General features: G+C 67.3%; 15 protein-coding genes and 1 pseudogene. 6 read left to right on the top strand and 10 right to left on the bottom strand.

Features of this window, described 5'->3' with window-relative positions; all coding sequences use genetic code 11:
• Positions 1-224: 224 nt before the first annotated feature.
• From N5D91_RS19400 to dusA, 4 genes are all read right to left on the bottom strand, one after another.
• On the bottom strand, positions 225-1,649 hold the full coding sequence (locus N5D91_RS19400) for a sensor histidine kinase (protein WP_279908615.1): 1,425 nt from the start codon (positions 1,647-1,649) through the stop codon (positions 225-227).
• Positions 1,650-1,674: 25 nt separating this feature from the next.
• The gene (locus tag N5D91_RS19395) at positions 1,675-2,358 is read right to left on the bottom strand and encodes a response regulator transcription factor (RefSeq protein WP_004136763.1); all 684 of its coding nucleotides are present in this window, start codon (positions 2,356-2,358) and stop codon (positions 1,675-1,677) included.
• A 73-nt stretch (positions 2,359-2,431) separates the two neighbouring features.
• Complete coding sequence (locus N5D91_RS19390; protein WP_110710766.1) at positions 2,432-2,806, bottom strand: hypothetical protein; 375 nt, start codon at positions 2,804-2,806, stop codon at positions 2,432-2,434.
• Positions 2,807-3,019: 213 nt separating this feature from the next.
• A complete protein-coding gene (dusA, locus tag N5D91_RS19385; protein WP_180854538.1) occupies positions 3,020-4,051 on the bottom strand; it encodes a tRNA dihydrouridine(20/20a) synthase DusA in 1,032 nt (343 codons plus the stop codon).
• 247 nt (positions 4,052-4,298) lie between these two features.
• On the opposite strand from dusA, the gene N5D91_RS19380 reads away from it, so the two are divergent.
• Both N5D91_RS19380 and N5D91_RS19375 read left to right on the top strand, forming a co-directional pair.
• Positions 4,299-4,589, top strand: a complete 291-nt coding sequence (locus N5D91_RS19380) for a type II toxin-antitoxin system RelE/ParE family toxin (protein ID WP_153856750.1) — start codon at positions 4,299-4,301, stop codon at positions 4,587-4,589.
• Between the two features lie 38 nt (positions 4,590-4,627).
• On the top strand, positions 4,628-4,936 hold the full coding sequence (locus N5D91_RS19375) for an addiction module antidote protein (RefSeq protein ID WP_004136660.1): 309 nt from the start codon (positions 4,628-4,630) through the stop codon (positions 4,934-4,936).
• A gap of 57 nt (positions 4,937-4,993) precedes the next feature.
• On the opposite strand, the pseudogene N5D91_RS19370 reads toward N5D91_RS19375, so the two are convergent.
• Positions 4,994-6,449: pseudogene (locus N5D91_RS19370) on the bottom strand (SulP family inorganic anion transporter).
• Between the two features lie 242 nt (positions 6,450-6,691).
• On the opposite strand from N5D91_RS19370, the gene N5D91_RS19365 reads away from it, so the two are divergent.
• Together N5D91_RS19365 and N5D91_RS19360 are read left to right on the top strand one after the other, a co-directional pair.
• A complete protein-coding gene (locus N5D91_RS19365) occupies positions 6,692-7,648 on the top strand; it encodes a cation transporter (protein ID WP_110710763.1) in 957 nt (318 codons plus the stop codon).
• 111 nt (positions 7,649-7,759) lie between these two features.
• Positions 7,760-8,185: an organic hydroperoxide resistance protein gene (locus tag N5D91_RS19360; protein ID WP_014035621.1), complete on the top strand. Its 426-nt coding sequence runs from the start codon at positions 7,760-7,762 to the stop codon at positions 8,183-8,185.
• Between the two features lie 208 nt (positions 8,186-8,393).
• Here N5D91_RS19360 and mmsB read toward each other — a convergent pair whose 3' ends face one another.
• The 5 genes from mmsB to N5D91_RS19335 are packed head-to-tail and all read right to left on the bottom strand — an operon-like array spanning position 8,394 to position 13,933.
• Positions 8,394-9,284: a 3-hydroxyisobutyrate dehydrogenase gene (gene mmsB, locus N5D91_RS19355; RefSeq protein WP_110710762.1), complete on the bottom strand. Its 891-nt coding sequence runs from the start codon at positions 9,282-9,284 to the stop codon at positions 8,394-8,396.
• Complete coding sequence (locus N5D91_RS19350; protein WP_180854539.1) at positions 9,281-10,456, bottom strand: enoyl-CoA hydratase/isomerase family protein; 1,176 nt, start codon at positions 10,454-10,456, stop codon at positions 9,281-9,283. Before N5D91_RS19350 ends, mmsB begins: the two co-directional genes overlap by 4 nt.
• On the bottom strand, positions 10,453-11,250 hold the full coding sequence (locus N5D91_RS19345) for an enoyl-CoA hydratase (protein WP_153856745.1): 798 nt from the start codon (positions 11,248-11,250) through the stop codon (positions 10,453-10,455). The genes N5D91_RS19350 and N5D91_RS19345 overlap by 4 nt, the downstream gene beginning before the upstream one ends.
• Complete coding sequence (locus N5D91_RS19340; protein WP_110710760.1) at positions 11,247-12,413, bottom strand: acyl-CoA dehydrogenase family protein; 1,167 nt, start codon at positions 12,411-12,413, stop codon at positions 11,247-11,249. Before N5D91_RS19340 ends, N5D91_RS19345 begins: the two co-directional genes overlap by 4 nt.
• 14 nt (positions 12,414-12,427) lie before the next feature.
• Positions 12,428-13,933: a CoA-acylating methylmalonate-semialdehyde dehydrogenase gene (locus N5D91_RS19335; protein ID WP_049399840.1), complete on the bottom strand. Its 1,506-nt coding sequence runs from the start codon at positions 13,931-13,933 to the stop codon at positions 12,428-12,430.
• Between the two features lie 115 nt (positions 13,934-14,048).
• On the opposite strand from N5D91_RS19335, the gene N5D91_RS19330 reads away from it, so the two are divergent.
• The gene (locus N5D91_RS19330) at positions 14,049-15,416 is read left to right on the top strand and encodes a short-chain fatty acyl-CoA regulator family protein (RefSeq protein ID WP_164117874.1); all 1,368 of its coding nucleotides are present in this window, start codon (positions 14,049-14,051) and stop codon (positions 15,414-15,416) included.
• 343 nt (positions 15,417-15,759) lie between these two features.
• A complete protein-coding gene (locus N5D91_RS19325; protein WP_180854540.1) occupies positions 15,760-16,713 on the top strand; it encodes a DUF1028 domain-containing protein in 954 nt (317 codons plus the stop codon).
• Positions 16,714-16,765 lie beyond the last annotated feature (52 nt).

The following is a 16,765-nucleotide window of genomic DNA, read 5'->3' as shown; positions in this document are numbered from 1 at the left end:
GAACACCACGCGCTGTTGCGCCAGGCGATGCCCCGCGGACGGGAGCGCGCAGCTGCGGCGGTTCTATGGCGAGCCGCCGAAGATCGAAATACGGTAGTGCCGGCCGCTGGCCGGCATCCTGGCACTGCCACCGAAGATCATGAGGTTGCCAGCCAACGGCCGGCACTACCGGAACACCACGCGTTGTTGCGCCAGGCGATGCCCGGCGGACGGGAGCGCGCGGCTTACGGTCCCGGCGGCAGGCGCACTTCGAAGCGCGCCCCACCCAGCTCGCTGGAGCGGCCTACGGCCAGTTCTCCGCGGTAATCCTTGATCAGGTCCTGCACGATCGACAGGCCGATGCCGTGTCCCTGCACGCGCTCGTCGCCACGGACGCCACGCTGCAGCACCTTGCCGATGTCGTCAGGGGCAATGCCCGGGCCATCGTCGTCCACCGCCAGCAGCAGGCCGGCGCGACGGGCGTTCGGTGCCGGCAGCGGCTGCGCGGTCAGCAGCACGCGACGGTTGGCCCACTTGAAGGCGTTTTCCAGCAGGTTGCCGAGCAGTTCCTGCAGGTCACCCGGTTCGCCATGGAAGCGCGCGGCCGGGTCGATGTCGAATTCGCCCAGCACGCCCTTGGAGGCATAGACCTTTTCCAGGCCCCGCACGATTTCCTCGGCATTCGATTCGATCGGCAGCGGCGCGGAGAACAGCTTGTGGCCCGACGACGCAGCGCGTGCCAGCTGGTACGAGACCAGGTTGTTCATGCGCTGCAGCTGCACGTCCAGTTCCTCGCGCAGCGCGCCGTCGCCGGCGCCGCTGTCCATCTGCGTGCGCAGCACCGCGATCGGCGTCTTCAGGCTGTGCGCCAGATCGGCCAGGGTGTTGCGCTGGCGCTCCAGGTTCTCGCGCTCGCTTTCGATGAAGGCGTTGATGCTGTCGGTCAGCGGTTCCAGCTCGCGCGGGTGGCGCTCGCTCATGCGCTCGGTCTCGCCGCGCTGCACCTTGGTCAGCTCGGTGATCACGCGGCGCAGCGGGCGCAGGCTCCACTGCAGGATGACGGTCTGCAGCAGCAGCAGGATCAGGCCGATGCCGCCGAGGTAGAACCAGACCCGGCTGCGGAACACGCGCAGCTGCGCGCCCAGCGCGCGTGAGTCTTCCATCACGTAGATGGTGTACGGGAATTCGGTGGCGGGGTCGGCGTCGGCGTCCCACACCAGGCCCAGGCCATAGCGGTACACCGAGCCCTGGCTGCCATCGATCTGGATCATCGGCAGCGGGCCTTCGAACACTTCCTGGCGCGGTGCCAGCAGGCCGCCGCCGACGGTGGGCAGCATCGGGCCTTCGGCGGACATCGAGTTGCCCTTGCCGTGCGGCATCACCACCTGCAGGTACAGGCCACTGCCCGGCACGTCGAAGCGCGAATCCGGCGGCTGCTCGCGGATGTACAGCGAGCGGTCGCGGGTGAAATCGATGCCGGCCGCATAGGCGGTGGCGTAGTTCTTCAGGCGCTCACGCAGGTTCGCCTTCGCCGTATCGGCGAAGGCGGCGTCGAGCGCGTAACCGGCCAGCGCCAGGAACGCGACCAGACCCACGGACGCGGCGAACATCTGGCGCGCCTGCAGTGAGCGCGGCCGCCAGCGTCGGAAGAACCACAGACGGCCGGACATCGTGTAATCGCCAGGGTGAGCCGGCTCAGCCCTCGTTGCGCGGGATCGCGAAACGGTAGCCGCGGCCGCGCACGGTCTCGATCGGCTTCAGCTCGCCATCCGGGTCCAGCTTCTTGCGCAGGCGGCCGATGAAGACCTCCAGCACGTTCGAGTCGCGGTCGAAGTCCTGCTGGTAGATGTGCTCGGTGAGGTCGGCCTTGGAGACCAGCTCACCGGCATGCATCATCAGGTACTCCAGCACCTTGTACTCGTAGCTGGTCAGGTCGACATTGCTGCCGGCGACGCTGACGGTCTGGGCGGCGAGATCCAGCGCAACCGGGCCGCATTCCAGCGTCGGCTTGCTCCAGCCAGCGGCGCGGCGCAGCAGCGCGTTGACGCGGGCCAGCAGTTCTTCGACGTGGAACGGCTTGACCAGGTAGTCGTCGGCGCCCTGCTTCAGGCCCTCGACCTTGTCCTGCCAGCTCGAACGCGCGGTCAGGATCAGCACCGGGAACTTCTTGCCTTCATCACGCAGGGCCTTGATCAACTCCATGCCCGACATCTTGGGCAGGCCGAGGTCGATGATGCCGACATCGAACGGGACTTCGCGCCCCATGTAGAGGCCTTCCTCGCCGTCCTGCGCAGCATCGACGGCAAAGCCTTCGCGCTTGAGCCGGGCTGCCAGGGTCTCACGCAGCGGGGCTTCGTCTTCGACCAGAAGGATACGCATGAACTCTCCCTAGTGTCCTGGGTGTGGCCCGGAGGCCTGTGGGGTACGGGTTGATAGCGACGACTATCCCTGTTCAGGGGTTATCGCCGCGTAGTGATGACATATCCGACCGCGGCGTGCGCGGCTGTGAACGCGACGGGGCAGGGTCGTCCATGTAGCGGACCCGGCCCCGGTCGTCCATGTACTTCACCCGGTTGATGTCACGACCATCGAACGGCACACGCTCGGCGCCGAGGATGTGACCGCCGGTGGTGCGCTGCACGCGGCGCACGGCATCGGACAGCGATCGCTCGTCGCCACGATTGCCACGCTCGCCCCGCTCCATCATCTCCGCCCTCGCCTGCTCGCCACGCGGCGGCTGTTGCGCCAGCGCCGAAGACAGCGGCACAGCCGACAGCACCACGCAGGTGGCCAGGGCAATGCGGCAATGGAAGGGAGCGGAAGACATCGATGCGATCCTAGCCGAGCTCGGCGATTCGTTCAAAAGTCGTAAATCCGGGTGCCGGGTTCGGGACCCGGCGTTTTACAAATCCTTTGCAAATTCTTGGTTTGGGGCAGTGAATCCGGTCTGAACTTTTCCGGCCCTTCGCCCGCGTCGTTCATCTAAGTGAACATTCGGGACGAATCGCCGTCCCTTGTCAAGCCGGGAGTGTGACTGCGGTCACGCTGCGGCGCGATCAGCGTCGCGCTCGGTGACGGCCAGCGCCTGTTCGACCAGGCGCCAGTCGGCGCCCGGGCGGTGCGCGCCCTCGCTCAGCACCTGGCGGAATGCGCGGCCACCGGGCTGGCCGTGGAACAGGCCGAGCAGGTGGCGGGTGATGTGCTTCAGTGCCAGGCCTTCGCCCAGCCGCGCCTCGATGTAGGGGCGCATCGCGCGCAGCAGGTCTCCACGGGCCTGCAGCGGGGCGCCGGTATGCAGCGCCTCCAGTTGATGCAGCAGGTAGGGGTCGTGATAGGCCGCCCGGCCCAGCATCACGCCATCGACGTGCGCGGCCTGCACCTGCACCGCCTCGATGCTGGCCAGGCCGCCGTTGATCACCACCGGCAGTGCCGGGCGCTCCCGCTTCAGGCGGTAGGCCCAGTCGTATTTGAGCGGGGGAACCTCACGGTTCTCCTTCGGCGACAGGCCCTTCAGCCACGCGTTGCGCGCATGCACCACCACCATCGCCGCACCGGCGGCAACCTGGCGGTCGACGAAGCTGGCAAACACGTCGTAGTCGTTGTCCTCGTCCACGCCCAGGCGGCACTTCACCGTTACCGGGATATCAACCGCGTCGACCATCGCCGCGACGCATTCGGCCACCAGCGCCGGCTCGCGCATCAGGCACGCGCCAAAACGCCCGGCCTGCACGCGGTCGGACGGGCAGCCGCAGTTGAGGTTGACCTCGTCATAGCCCCACTCGCCGGCGATGCGCGCGGCCTGCGCCAGCAGCACCGGATCACTGCCACCCAGCTGCAGCGCCAGCGGCTGTTCGCTGCGGTCGAAGCCGAGCAGGCGCTCGCGATCGCCGTGGATGACCGCGTTGGCATGCACCATTTCCGTGTACAGGCGTGCGCCCGGCGCCAGCACCCGATGGAACACGCGGCAATGGCGGTCCGTCCAGTCCATCATCGGGGCAACGGACAGGCGCAGGGAATCGGCGTAACGGGCGGTGGCGGACGTCATCGGGGCATTGATCGTGGAGACTGGCATTGCCAGTGAGATCAATAGTTTACACCGCGCGGCTGAATGCGCCCGGTCAGCCGCGCGGCGAGCGCCGGTTGGGCCCGGCTCCCGCTGGCGGCCGCGGCGGGCTGGGGGGCGGAGGCGGACGCTTCCTGCCCTCGGGGAGCTTGGGATTCGCGTTCTCCATGGATACGACCAGCGGGTTCAGCGCAGTACGCCACGCATTGACGCAGATACCAATTGAACGATGTATCCTTATGGATACGATTCATGGATGGCAACCCTCCAGGCAACAGAGACGTTCACGCGCTGGCTGCGCGGGCTCAATAACAGCGGGACCCGGGCCGTGATCGTGGAACGCCTGCAGCGCGTCGCCCGCGGTCTCGAGGGAGATGTTCGATCGGTGGGTCATGGCGTGAGCGAACTGCGTATCAACCATGGACCGGGATATCGCGTGTATTTCACACGCCGCGGGAGATCCATCGTCGTGCTCCTGCACGGTGGCGACAAGTCGAGCCAGCGTCGCGATATCGAGAAAGCGGTCAGGCTCGCGGAGTTGCTGTAGCCACCATTCGATTCCATGCCGTTCCCAGGACTCTCCCCATGAGCAAGCTGAAGACGATTCCCTTCGATCCCGCCGACTATCTGGATGATGACGTCGCAATCGCCACCTATCTGAGCGAGGCCTTGGCAGCAGGTGATGCGGGCCACTTCCAAGAGGCACTCGGAACAGTGGCACGTGCCCGTGGCATGGGCGGCGTTGCCGAGGTCTCCGGCCTTGGACGCGAGAGCCTGTACAAGGCGCTGCGCCCCGGAGCACACCCACGCTTCGACACCGTGCAGCGGGTACTGTCAGCGCTCGGGGTGCATCTCATCGTGCAAGCCGACAAGCAACCCGCTGGCACCGCCTGATCGCAGCCACTGCGCTCGCCGGGCATGGCCCGGCGCTACCTGGGGCGCGCTGCGGACTCAATGCCCCCCGCGCGCGCCGCCCACCTGCTCGATCAACGTCTGGCTGGCCGCATTGAGCCCCACCACCGTCACCTCCGCACCGTGCGCGGCCAGCTTTTCCTGCGCCCGCTCCAGCGCGGCCACGGCAGTCAGGTCCCACAGGTGGGCATCGCGCAGATCAATCTGCACCTTCGGCGCCACGTGCTGGTAATCGAACGCCGCACCCAGCTGCCCCGCCGAGGCAAAGAACACCTGCCCGCGCACGCGGTAGACCTGCGTGTCACCGGCATCGTCGCGCTGCACGTCCAGCATGCGGCCGACCTTGCGCGCGAAGAACAGGGCCGACAGCAGCACACCGCTGAGCACGCCCTTGGCCAGATCGTGGGTGGCCACGGTGACCACCACGGTCAGCAGCATCACCGCAGAGGAACTGCGCGGATGCGTGCGCAGGTCGCGCAGCGAGCGCCAGCTGAAGGTGCCGATGCTGACCATGATCATCACTGCAACCAGCGCCGCCATCGGGATCTGCCGTACCAGATCGCTGCCGTACACCACCAGCACCAGCAGGAACACACCGGCCACCAGGCAGGACAGGCGGCCGCGGCCACCGGAGGTCACGTTGATCACCGACTGGCCGATCATCGCGCAGCCGGCCATGCCACCGAGGAAGCCGGTGACCGTGTTCGCCACGCCCTGGCCGACGCATTCGCGGTTGCGCTCGCTGGGCGTCTCGGTGATGTCCTCGACGATCTGCAGGGTCATCATCGATTCGAGCAGACCGACCACGGCCAGCGTGGCCGATACCGGCAGCAGGATGCGCAGCGTTTCCCAGGTGAGCGGCACATCGGGGATGAGGAAATGCGGCAGGCTGTCAGGCAACTGGCCCATGTCGCCGACGCTGCGCACCTCCACACCAAAGCCAATCACCACGGCGGTAAGCACCACAATGGCCACCAGCGGTGATGGCACGGCGCGGGTGAGGCGTGGCAACAGGTAGATGATCGCCAGCGCGGCGGCGCACAGCACGTAGACCGCAGGGCCGCGGCCGATCAGCTCGGGCATCTGTGCCAGGAAGATCAGGATCGCCAGCGCGTTGACGAAGCCGGTGATGACCGAGCGCGAGACGAAACGCATCAACGCGCCGAGCTTGAACACGCCGGCCAGTACCTGCAGCAACCCAGCCAGGATGCTGGCAGCGAACAGGTACTGCAGGCCGTGGTCCTTGACCAGGTCCGACCATCACCAGCGCCATTGCACCGGTGGCGGCGGAGATCATGCCGGGGCGGCCGCCAGCGATGGCAGTGATGACGGCAATCGAGAACGCGGCGTACAGGCCGACCTTGGGGTCGACACCGGCGATGAGCGAGAAGGCGATGGCCTCGGGAATCAGGGCCAGGGCGACGACGATGCCGGACAGCAGGTCGCCACGGATGTTGCCGAGCCATTGCTGGCGCAGGGGGTAGGACGTTTGCATGGGAAAGCTCCGCGCGCAGGCGGGCGTGGCCGCATGGCGCTGCAGTGGAAAGACACGGGTTCCTGAGCCGGGCAGGCCGGCTGCCGATGTGCGGCAAGGGTCAGGGTGGCGTGATCACTGCAGGCGGGCGTCGGTACGTGGGAGGGGCGCAGTCTACGGGAAGCGGCCCCACGGGGGTAGCGCGGTTGGCCGGCGGAGGCTGCGAAAGGCAGCGGAGCCTGGCTCCGCTCTACAATTGAACCATGGCCGCCAACCGCCCGAAGTTCTTCGACCCCACTACCGAACAGGGCGTGCTGCGCCTGTCGATCGCCGCCTCTCTGCTGCTGGCCGCGGCGGCGGTGGTGTTCGGCCTGCTGGCCAATTCTTCGCTGATCATCTTCGACGGCATCTACGGCCTGATCGATGTGGTGATGACCTGGCTGTCGCTTCTGGTGGCGCGCCTGATCGCGCTGTCCACACAGACCGATGCGCTGCAATCGCGGCTCAACCAGCGCTTCACCATGGGCTTCTGGCACCTGGAGCCGATCGTGCTGGGGGTGAGCGGCACACTGATGATCGGTGCGGCGCTGTATGCACTGGTCAATGCGGTGGACGCGTTGATGTCCGGGGGCCGCCATATCGCGCTCGGCCCGGCCATCGCCTTCGCCGGGCTGTCGATCGTGGGCGAAGCCGCGCTGGCCTGGTTCATCCTGCGCGCCAACCGCCGCATCGGTTCGGAGTTCATCGCGCTGGACGCGAAGAACTGGGTGATCGCCGCCAGCATGTCGGCCTGCTACCTGCTGGCCTTCCTCGGCGGCGTGCTGGTACAGGGCACCTCGTGGGCCTGGGTCGGGCCGTACATCGACCCGGCCATCCTCGCCTTCGTCTGCGTGCTGGTGATGATCGCCCCGCTCGGCACCGTGCGCCGGGCGCTGGCCGGCATCCTGCTGGTCACCCCGCCGGAACTGCAGGCCCATGTGGATGCAGTGGCACGCGGGATCGTGGCCAAGCACGGTTTCGTCGAGCACCGCAGCTACGTGGCGCAGGTGGGGCGTGGCGAGCAGATCGAGCTGTTCTTCGTGGTGCCGGAAAACGACCCGCCGCGGCCCTTGGTGGAATGGGATCAGCTGCGCGACGAGATCGGCGATGCGCTGGGCGAAGCCTCGCCGGACCGCTGGCTGACCATCATGTTCACCACTGACCGCGAGTGGACGATCTAGGCCAGCAGGACGATCGATCAAGTTTTTCGTACGCATTGCAACCCAACGTACGCGGAAACCGGGCAAAGTAGGCTCCAACGCAACACCCACCCACCGACCAGGAGCATCCCGATGTCCATCGAAAAGGTTCTGTACACCGCCCAGGCCACCTCCACCGGCGGCCGTGAAGGCCGTTCCGTCTCTTCCGACAACGTGCTGGACATCCAGCTGTCGACCCCGCGCGAGCTGGGCGGCGCCGGCGGCCCGGGCACCAACCCGGAACAGCTGTTCGCGGCCGGCTACTCGGCCTGCTTCCTGGGCGCGCTGAAGTTCGTGGCCGGCCAGGCCAAGGTCGCGCTGCCGGCCGACACCACCGTGACCGGCAAGGTCGGCATCGGCCAGATCCCGACCGGTTTCGGCATCGAAGCCGAGCTGACCATCAGCGCTCCGGGCGTGCCGCGCGAGCAGCTGGAAGAGCTGGTGCAGAAGGCGCACATCGTGTGCCCGTACTCCAACGCCACCCGCGGCAACATCGACGTGACGCTGATCGTTGCCTGATGGGACCGGGGTCGGATCCCTTTGCCACCGGCAAAGGGCTCTGACCCCATCGCAGAGTACTCGGGGGTCAGAGCCCTTTCGCGTTGCGAAAGGGCTCCGACCCCAAAAAAATGGGCGGATGCCGGTCGAAACCGAACATCCGCCCATCCCACCTTCGTTGTCCCGCACGGGGGCATGAGGTTGCCGGCCAGCGGCCGGCGCTACCAGGTCACTTCTCGCTCGTGATGAGCTGCACGACGCTGGAGAAATCCAGCTTGCCGCGGCCGGCCTGGTGGTTCATCGAGTACAGGTTGCGGGCCACTTCGCCCAGCGGAATCGAAGCGCCGACACTCATCGCCGCTTCCACCGCCAGGCCCATGTCCTTCAGCATCAGATCGCTGCCGAAACCGCCGCTGTAGCCGCGCGAGGCCGGGGCGTTTTCCAGCACGCCCGGCCACGGGTTGCACACTTCAGTGGCCCAGCTACGGCCGGTGCTGACCGCCATCATCTGCGACAGCACCTTCGGGTCCAGCCCATGCGCCACGCCGAGGGCGATGGCTTCGCCGGTGACCGCCATGATCACGCCCAGCGCCATGTTGTTGCACAGCTTGGCGACCTGGCCGGCACCGCTGGCGCCGACATGGAAGATGTTCTTGCCCATCGCCTGCAGCACCGGGCGAGCGCGCTCCAGCGCATCCTCCTCGCCACCGACGATGAAGGTGAGGGTGCCGGCCTGGGCACCGGCGGTACCGCCGGATACCGGCGCGTCGATCATCTGCAGGCCACGTGCGGCAGCGGCTTCGGAGACCTTGCGGGCGCTGGCCGGGGCGATCGTGCTGCAGTCGATGACCAGCGCACCGGCCGGGATCGCGCCGAGGATGCCGTCGTCGCCCAGGTACACGCCTTCGACGTGGCGGCTGGCCGGCAGCATCGAGATCACCACCTCGGCATCGGCCAGGGTTTCGCGCGCCGATGCGGCCGCGCTGGCACCGGCATCGACGGCGGCCTGCACCGCGGCCGGGACCAGATCGAACACGCGCACGGTATGGCCGTTCTTGACCAGATTGGCGGCCATCGGGCCACCCATGTTGCCCAACCCGATGAATGCAATGCGGCTCATGCAAGGCTCCTTTCAACAAGGGGAGTGCCCAGGTCGGCCAGCGGATGCGCGGCAGCGGCCCAGGGGGAAGCGAAGAAGGTGTCGGCCCACGCGCCGGTGGCCTCGGCCAGGGTGGCCGGGTTCCACTGCGGATTGCGGTCCTTGTCGATCAGCAGCGCGCGGATGCCTTCGGCGAAATCACCGTGGGCGGCGCAATGCAGGGCGACGATGTACTCAAGGCGGTAGATCGCGGCCAGGTCCTGGCCGGCACTGCGGCGCTGCAGCTCGTACGACAGCCGTGCCGAACCGGGTGCACCGGCGGCGAGGGTCTTCTGTGCTGCCTGCAGCCAGGCATCGTCGGTCTGCAGACCGGCAATGCGCGCAATGATGGCCTGCAGGTCATCGCCTTCGCACAACGCATCAACCTGCGCCGCATTGGCCAGCAACGGACCCGTGGCAGCATCGCTGGCATGCGACTGCAGCAGATGGCTGAGGCGTTCGTGGTTGTGTGCGGCGTTGCTGGACCACGCGACCTGCAGCAGCGCGTCGAACACCGCGCTGCGGCGTTCTTCGGCCACGTGCACATCGGCCAGGCCGGCATAGATGGCATCGCCTGGATTGAGCAGTGCGCCGGTCAGGGCCAGGAACAGCCCGCCCTTGCCCGGTACGCGTGGCAGCAGCCAGCTGCCACCCACATCGGGGAACAGGCCGACGGTGATTTCCGGGAAGGCCAGCTTGGAGCGCTCGCTGACCACGCGGTGGCTGGCACCGGACATCAGGCCGATGCCACCGCCCATCACGATGCCGTGGCCCCAGCACAGGATCGGCTTGGCATAGGTGTGGATGAGGTAATCGACGCGGTATTCGACGTCGAAGAACTCGGCCGCGTAATCGTTCTCGCGGATGTCGCTGCGGCCGGCCTCGCGGAAGGCGGCCATGCTCTTGTACAGGCTGTGCAGGTCGCCGCCGGCGCAGAACGCCTTTTCGCCAGCGCCCTGCAGCACCACCATGGCGATGCCGTCGTCGTCGGCCCAGGCATTCAACTGCTTCAGCAGCAGGTTCGCCATCGGCAGCGAGAAGCCGTTGAGCGTGCGCGGCGCGTTGAGCGTGGCGATGCCGATGCGCGTGCCATTGCCGGCTGCGCGCTCTTCGAACAGCACCGGTGCGTCGTCGGCAGCGGTGTCGGTGCTCATGCGTTCTTCCACTGCGCAGCGCGCTTTTCCAGGAAGGCGGTCACGCCCTCGACCTGGTCGGCGGTGTCGAACAGGTCGACGAAGGCTTCGCGTTCGGCCACCAGCGCCGAAGCGTGGGTGCCGGTGCGGGTGGCCTGCACCAGGGTCTTGCAGGCGGCGATGCTGGTCGGGCTCTGCTTGCCGGCCTTCTTCGCCCATTCCAGCGCCAGCGCCTTGGCTTCGCCCTTGCCGACCTTTTCTTCGGCCAGGCCGATCCGCAGCGCGGTCTCGGCGTTGATGCGCTCACCCAGCAGGATCATGCGCTTGGCCCAGCCCTCGCCAACCAGGCGCGGCAGGTTCTGGGTGCCACCGGCGCACGGCAGCAGGCCGACGGTGGCCTCCGGCAGCGCGACCTGGGCATGGTCTTCAATGATGCGCAGATCACAGGCCAGCGCGCATTCCAGGCCACCGCCCATGGCGTAGCCGTTGATCGCGGCAATCGACACACCACGGAAACCGGACAGCGCCTCGAAGGCTTCGCCGAAACGGCGTGCGGCTTCGCGTGCGGCGGCCTTGTCGCCCGAGGCGAACTGGTTGAGGTCGGCACCGGCGGAGAAGAACTTCTCGCCATCGCCGGTAATCACCAGCGCGTAGATCTCGCGGTCTGCGTTGAGCGCGCCCACCAGGTCGCGCAGTGCCGACAGGCTGTGCACGGTCCAGGTATGCGCCGGCGGGTTGTGCAGGGTGATGACCGCGGTGTGGCCATCGGCCTCGACCTTCAGGCCCACGTGCTCCTGGGTACGCCAATCCTTCATCGCAGTTCCTCTTCGGTGTTGAGCAGGTGACGGGCAACGATCACCCGCATGATCTCGTTGGTGCCTTCCAGGATCTGGTGCACGCGGCAGTCACGCAGCAGGCGCTCGATCGGGTATTCGCGGATGTAGCCGTAGCCACCGTGGATCTGCAGTGCTTCGTTGCAGACGTTGAAACCGGCATCGGTGGCGAAGCGCTTGGCCATCGCGCACCACACGTTGGCGTCGCTGGCACCGGCATCGAGCTTGCGCGCAGCGGTGTGCACCATCTGCCGGGCGGCCACCAGCTGGGTGACCATGTCGGCCAGCTTGAACTGCAATGCCTGGAACTCGGCCAGTGCCTTGCCGAACTGGCGGCGCTCGCCCATGTAGCGGCGTGCAGCGTCCAGCGCACCCTGCGCGGCGCCCAGCGAGCAGGCGGCGATGTTGATGCGGCCGCCATCGAGCCCCTTCATCGCCAGCTTGAAGCCGCCGCCTTCCTCTCCCAGAAGGTGGCTGACCGGTACGCGGACGTTTTCGAAGGTGATGCCACGGGTAGGCTGGCTGTTCCAGCCCATCTTCTCTTCCTTGCGGCCGAAGCTGATGCCCGGCAGGTCGGCCGGCACCGCAATGGCGCTGACACCGCCGGCACCGGCACCACCGGTACGCGCCATCACCACCAGCAGCTCGGTGGCACCGGCGCCGGAAATGAAGGCCTTCGAGCCGTTCAGCACATAGAAGTCACCGTCGCGCACGGCGGTGGTCTTCAGCGAGGCCGCATCGGAACCGGCACCGGGTTCGGTCAGGCAGTACGAGGCCAGCTTGAGGCCGGCGGCCAGATCCTGGCCCCACGCATCGCGCAGCGCCGGCTGGCCCCACTTGGACACCATCCACGAGGCCATGTTGTGGATGCTGATGTACGCCGCGGTCGACGGATCCACGTTGGCGAGCTCCTCGATGACGACGGCGGCGTCCAGTCGGCTCAGGCCGCTGCCGCCCACTTCCGGGTCCATGTACAGGCCGCAGAAGCCCAGTTCACCGGCCTTGGCGATCGCCTCGCGCGGAAAGATGCCCTCCGCATCCCATCGCGCGGCGTGCGGCGCCAGTTCGGCCTGTGCGAAGTCGCGCGCCGCCTCGCGGTACGCCTGCTGCGCTTCTTCCAGTTCCGTCGTCATCGAGTGGCTCATGGCTGCTCCTGCCGTTACTTCAGGCTGATCGTGGTGTTGACGCCATGGCTGAGCGTCTCGTCATCGAACCAGCGCGCGGTGACCGTCTTGGTCTGTGTGTAGAACAGCACCACCTGCTTGCCGTACGGGCCCAGGTCGCCCAGCTTGGAGGCGCGCGAACCGGTGAACGAGAACAGCGGCACCGGCACCGGGATCGGCACGTTGATGCCGACCTGGCCCACGTCGATGTCTTCCTGGAACTTGCGCGCGGCCGCGCCGGACTGGGTGAACAGTGCGGTGCCGTTGCCGTTCGGGTTGCTGTTGACCATCGCGATGGCCTCTTCCAGCGTCTCCGCTTCGAGGATGACCAGCACCGGCCCGAAGATTTCTTCCTGGTAGATGCGCATGTCGGTGGTGACACCGGCAAAGATGGTCGGGCCGACGAAGTTGCCCTTCTCGAAACCATCGACCTGCGGCTTGCGTCCATCGAGCACCAGCTTGGCGCCCTGCTCCACGCCCGAGGCGATCAGGCCTTCCACGCGCTCGCGGGCGCTGCAGGAAATGACCGGACCGACGTCGGTGCCGGCGACGGTGCCGCCGCTGACCTTCAGGGTCTTGGCCTTGGTGACCAGGTCCTGCACCCAGTTGCGTGCTTCACCCACCAGCACCAGGGTGGAGGCCGCCATGCAGCGCTGGCCCGCGGCACCGAAGGCGGCGCCGACCATCGCGTTGAGGGTCTGTTCCTTGTTGGCGTCCGGCAGCACCACGGCGTGGTTCTTGGCGCCCATCATGCACTGCACGCGCTTGCCGGCCAGCGAGGCACGGTTGTAGACGTGGGTGCCGACGCGGGTGGAACCGACGAACGAAACGGCCTTGATGTCCGGGTGGTCGCAGATCGCGTTGACCACTTCCTCGCCGCCATGGACGACGTTCAGCACGCCCTTCGGAATGCCTGCTTCCAGCGCAAGCTCGACCAGGCGCATGGTGACCATCGGGTCCTGCTCGGACGGCTTGAGGATGAAGGTGTTGCCCGTTGCAATCGCCATCGGGAACATCCACAGCGGGATCATCGCCGGGAAGTTGAACGGGGTGATGCCGGCGCACACGCCCAGCGGCTGCATGATCGTGTAGGTGTCCACGCCATTGGCCACGTTGTTGGCCAGCTCGCCCAGCTGCAGGTTGCCGATGGCGGCGGCGTGCTCGACCACTTCCAGGCCGCGGAACACATCGCCTTCGGCGTCCGGCAGGGTCTTGCCCTGTTCGGCGGTAAGGATGTGGGCCAGCTCGCTCATGTTTTCGCGGATCAGCTGCTGGTACTTCAGGAAGATGCGCGCACGGGTGCCGATCGGGGTCTTGCGCCAGGTCTTGAAGGCTTCCTTGGCGGCGGCGACGGCGGCGTCCACTTCGCCGGTGGTGGCGAACGGCACCTTGGCCAGCACGTCCTGGGTGGCCGGATTGATCACGTCCTGCCAGTGGGAGGTGGCCGATTCAACGAACTGGCCATCGATCAGCATGCGGATACGGGGCGCTGCAACAGTCATGACGACAATCCCACAGGGTGCGAAAGATGCTTGGCATTATTCACAGCACCCACCTCGATTTCCGGGCTGAATCCGCTTAATCTGGCCAACACGCCAGACGATTCATGTTAATTCTGTGAATTATTCAGCCCCCCAGCGACAACTTGGCCTGCGCCTGCTGCGGCTGCGCGAGCAGCGCGGCTACAGCCAGGCCGATCTGGCTCGGGCGCTGGGGCTGTCGGCCAGCTACCTGAACCAGATCGAGCGCAACAAGCGCCCACTCACGCCAGCAGTGCAGAAGAAGCTGGGCGAGGTATTGGGCGACGTTTCCGCGCTGTTCGACGAGGATGAGCCCGCCGCCCTGCAGGAAGCGCTGGGCGAGACCCTGCGTGACCTGGGTCTGGCCGAGGTCAGCGCGACCGAGCTGCGCGCGCTGGCCGGCAACCTGCCGCAGGTCAGCCGCGCCCTGCTGGACCTGCATCGCCGCCACCTGGCCCTGCGCGAACATGCCGCGGCCCTGGAATTCCAGCTGGGCGAGCCGGGTGCCGGCAGCACCCTGCCGGCCGGCGACCAGGTCCGCGAATTCTTCAATCGCATGCACAACCACATTCCCGAGCTGGACGAGCTGGCCGAGCAGCTGTTCGCCGAATGGGGGCTGTCGCCCGGGCACGTGGCACCGCGGCTGCGCCAGCTGCTGGCCGACCGCCATGGCGTGCTGGTGGAAGTGGCCGCACTGCAGGCCGGGCGCGAAAAGCGGCAATACGATGCCGGTGCGCGGCGGCTGTGGCTGCCCGATTACCTGGAGCCCGGCCAGCAGGCGTTCCAGATGGCGGCCGAGCTGGCCCTTCACGGCTACCTGCCGCAGATCGACGCGGTGGTGGCGCGCGCCGGGTTCACCGATGAGGCACGCATCGCGCAGGCGCGGATCGGTCTTTCCAACTATTTCGCCGGCGCGCTGGTGATGCCGTACATGCGCTTCCTGCGTGCGGCCGAAGCCAGCAGCTACGACATCGAACTGCTGGCGCATCAGTTCGGCGTCGGCTTCGAAGCGGTCTGCCACCGGCTGAGCACGCTGGCGCGGCGCAGTGCGCCCGGGCTGCCATTCTTCTTCATCCGCGTGGATCGCGCCGGCAATGTGTCCAAGCGTCATTCGGCCACCGATTTCCATTTCTCGCAGGTAGGTGGGTCGTGCCCGCTGTGGATCGTCTACGAGGCGTTCAACCAGCCGGGGCGGATCCTGACGCAGACCGCGCGCATGCCCGATGGGCGGCGCCACTTCTGGCTGGCGCGGCAGGTCAGCAGCGGGCCGGTGGGGCATGGCCAACCGCGGAAGACGTTCGCGGTAGCGCTGGGCTGCGATCTGCAGCATGCCGAGCGGCTGGTGTATTCACTGGGGCTGGATGTGCAGAGCCCGGGCAATTCGGTGTCGATCGGCCCGGGGTGCCGGGTGTGCCCGCGGGAGGACTGCATGCAGCGCGCGTTCGCGCAGTTGCCGGGGCGGTAGGGGTGGTTCGGCAGGGCGGCGCCCTGCACCTGCGGTAGTGCCGGCCGCTGGCCGGCAACCTCAAAAGCAACAGCTGGCATTCCGTGGGATGGCGGGGCGGTGTCGGATTGCGGGGACGCCGTGAACCCGTCCCTGGGGGCTTGGCCGCGGCATCCATGCCGCGGACACCCCGCAATCCGACACCACCGCGCCTTCGACAGTTTCCTGCCATCTGTCGGAACGACGTATTGCCCTGGTAGGTGTCGACCTTGGTCGACACGGTAGATCCAGGCATGGCGTGGGTCTACTAAACCTTTCATGCGTAGGCTGCATCCCATTGCAATGCCTGCCCACGGAGTTGGCCATGTTCCTGTTGCGTTCCTGCCTGGTCCTGCTGCTCGCTGCCTGCGCTGCGCCGGCGTGGGCGACGTTCTCCATTGCCGCCTGCAACGCGGCCGGCGACTGTGGGGTGGCGGTAGCCACGCACAACCTGGCGGTCGGGGGCGTGGGTGTGCCGTGGGCGCAGGCGAAGGTGGGCGCGGTCGCCAGCCAGTTCGAGACCAACCCGACCTATGGCTCCAAAGGCCTTGAACTGCTGGCCAAAGGCCGCACGCCTGCCCAGGTGCTGAAGCAGCTGCTCGATGAAGACGGCAACTTCGATGGCACCACGCTTGCCGAGCGCCAGGTGGGGCTGGTCAGCGCGCGCGGCGGCAATGCGCAGTACACCGGCGCTACCGCGCAGCAGGCGGATTGGGCCGGTGCACAGGGCGAGGGCATGCTGAGCGTGCAGGGCAATGGTCTGGCCGGGCCAGAGGTGCTGGCATCGATGCAACGCGCCTTCGCCGCATCTCAGGGTGAGTTGGCGGCGCGCTTGCTGGCGGCGCTGGAAGCCGGTCAGGCAGCGGGTGGTCAACGCAGTGGACAATGGTCGGCGGCGCTGCTGGTGCGCACGCCCGGGGGCGACTGGCAGGACACCGACCTGCGCGTGGACGCTGACCCACGCGCGGTCGCAAGGCTGCGCGAGCTGTACGACATGCGCCTGTCCAACGAGGCGATCATCCGCGCCGAGCAGCACTGGGAGAAAGGCGATGTGGCAGGGGCGCGTGCGGCACTGGCGACCTCGTTGTCGCTGGCCCATGGCTGGGACCGTACCTGGGCGCGCGCTGCGCGCCTGGCGATGCGGCAGGGCGATACGGCGCTGGCGCGCGAGTATCTGGCAGGACTGCGTGCGCTCAATCCGGGCTGGGTGAAGCAGGAGCTGGCGTTGCCGTTGTATGCGCCGTTGCAGGGTGATGCGGTGGTGGCGTCGTGGCGATGAGGCACCGCAGGGGTCAGATCGTGCCGACCAAGGTCGGCACCCACCAGAACAG

Origin of the sequence: Stenotrophomonas sp. GD03794 (assembly GCF_029842145.1) — a bacterium.
GTDB lineage: Bacteria > Pseudomonadota > Gammaproteobacteria > Xanthomonadales > Xanthomonadaceae > Stenotrophomonas > Stenotrophomonas riyadhensis.
This window is presented reverse-complemented; position numbering and strand designations above follow the sequence as displayed.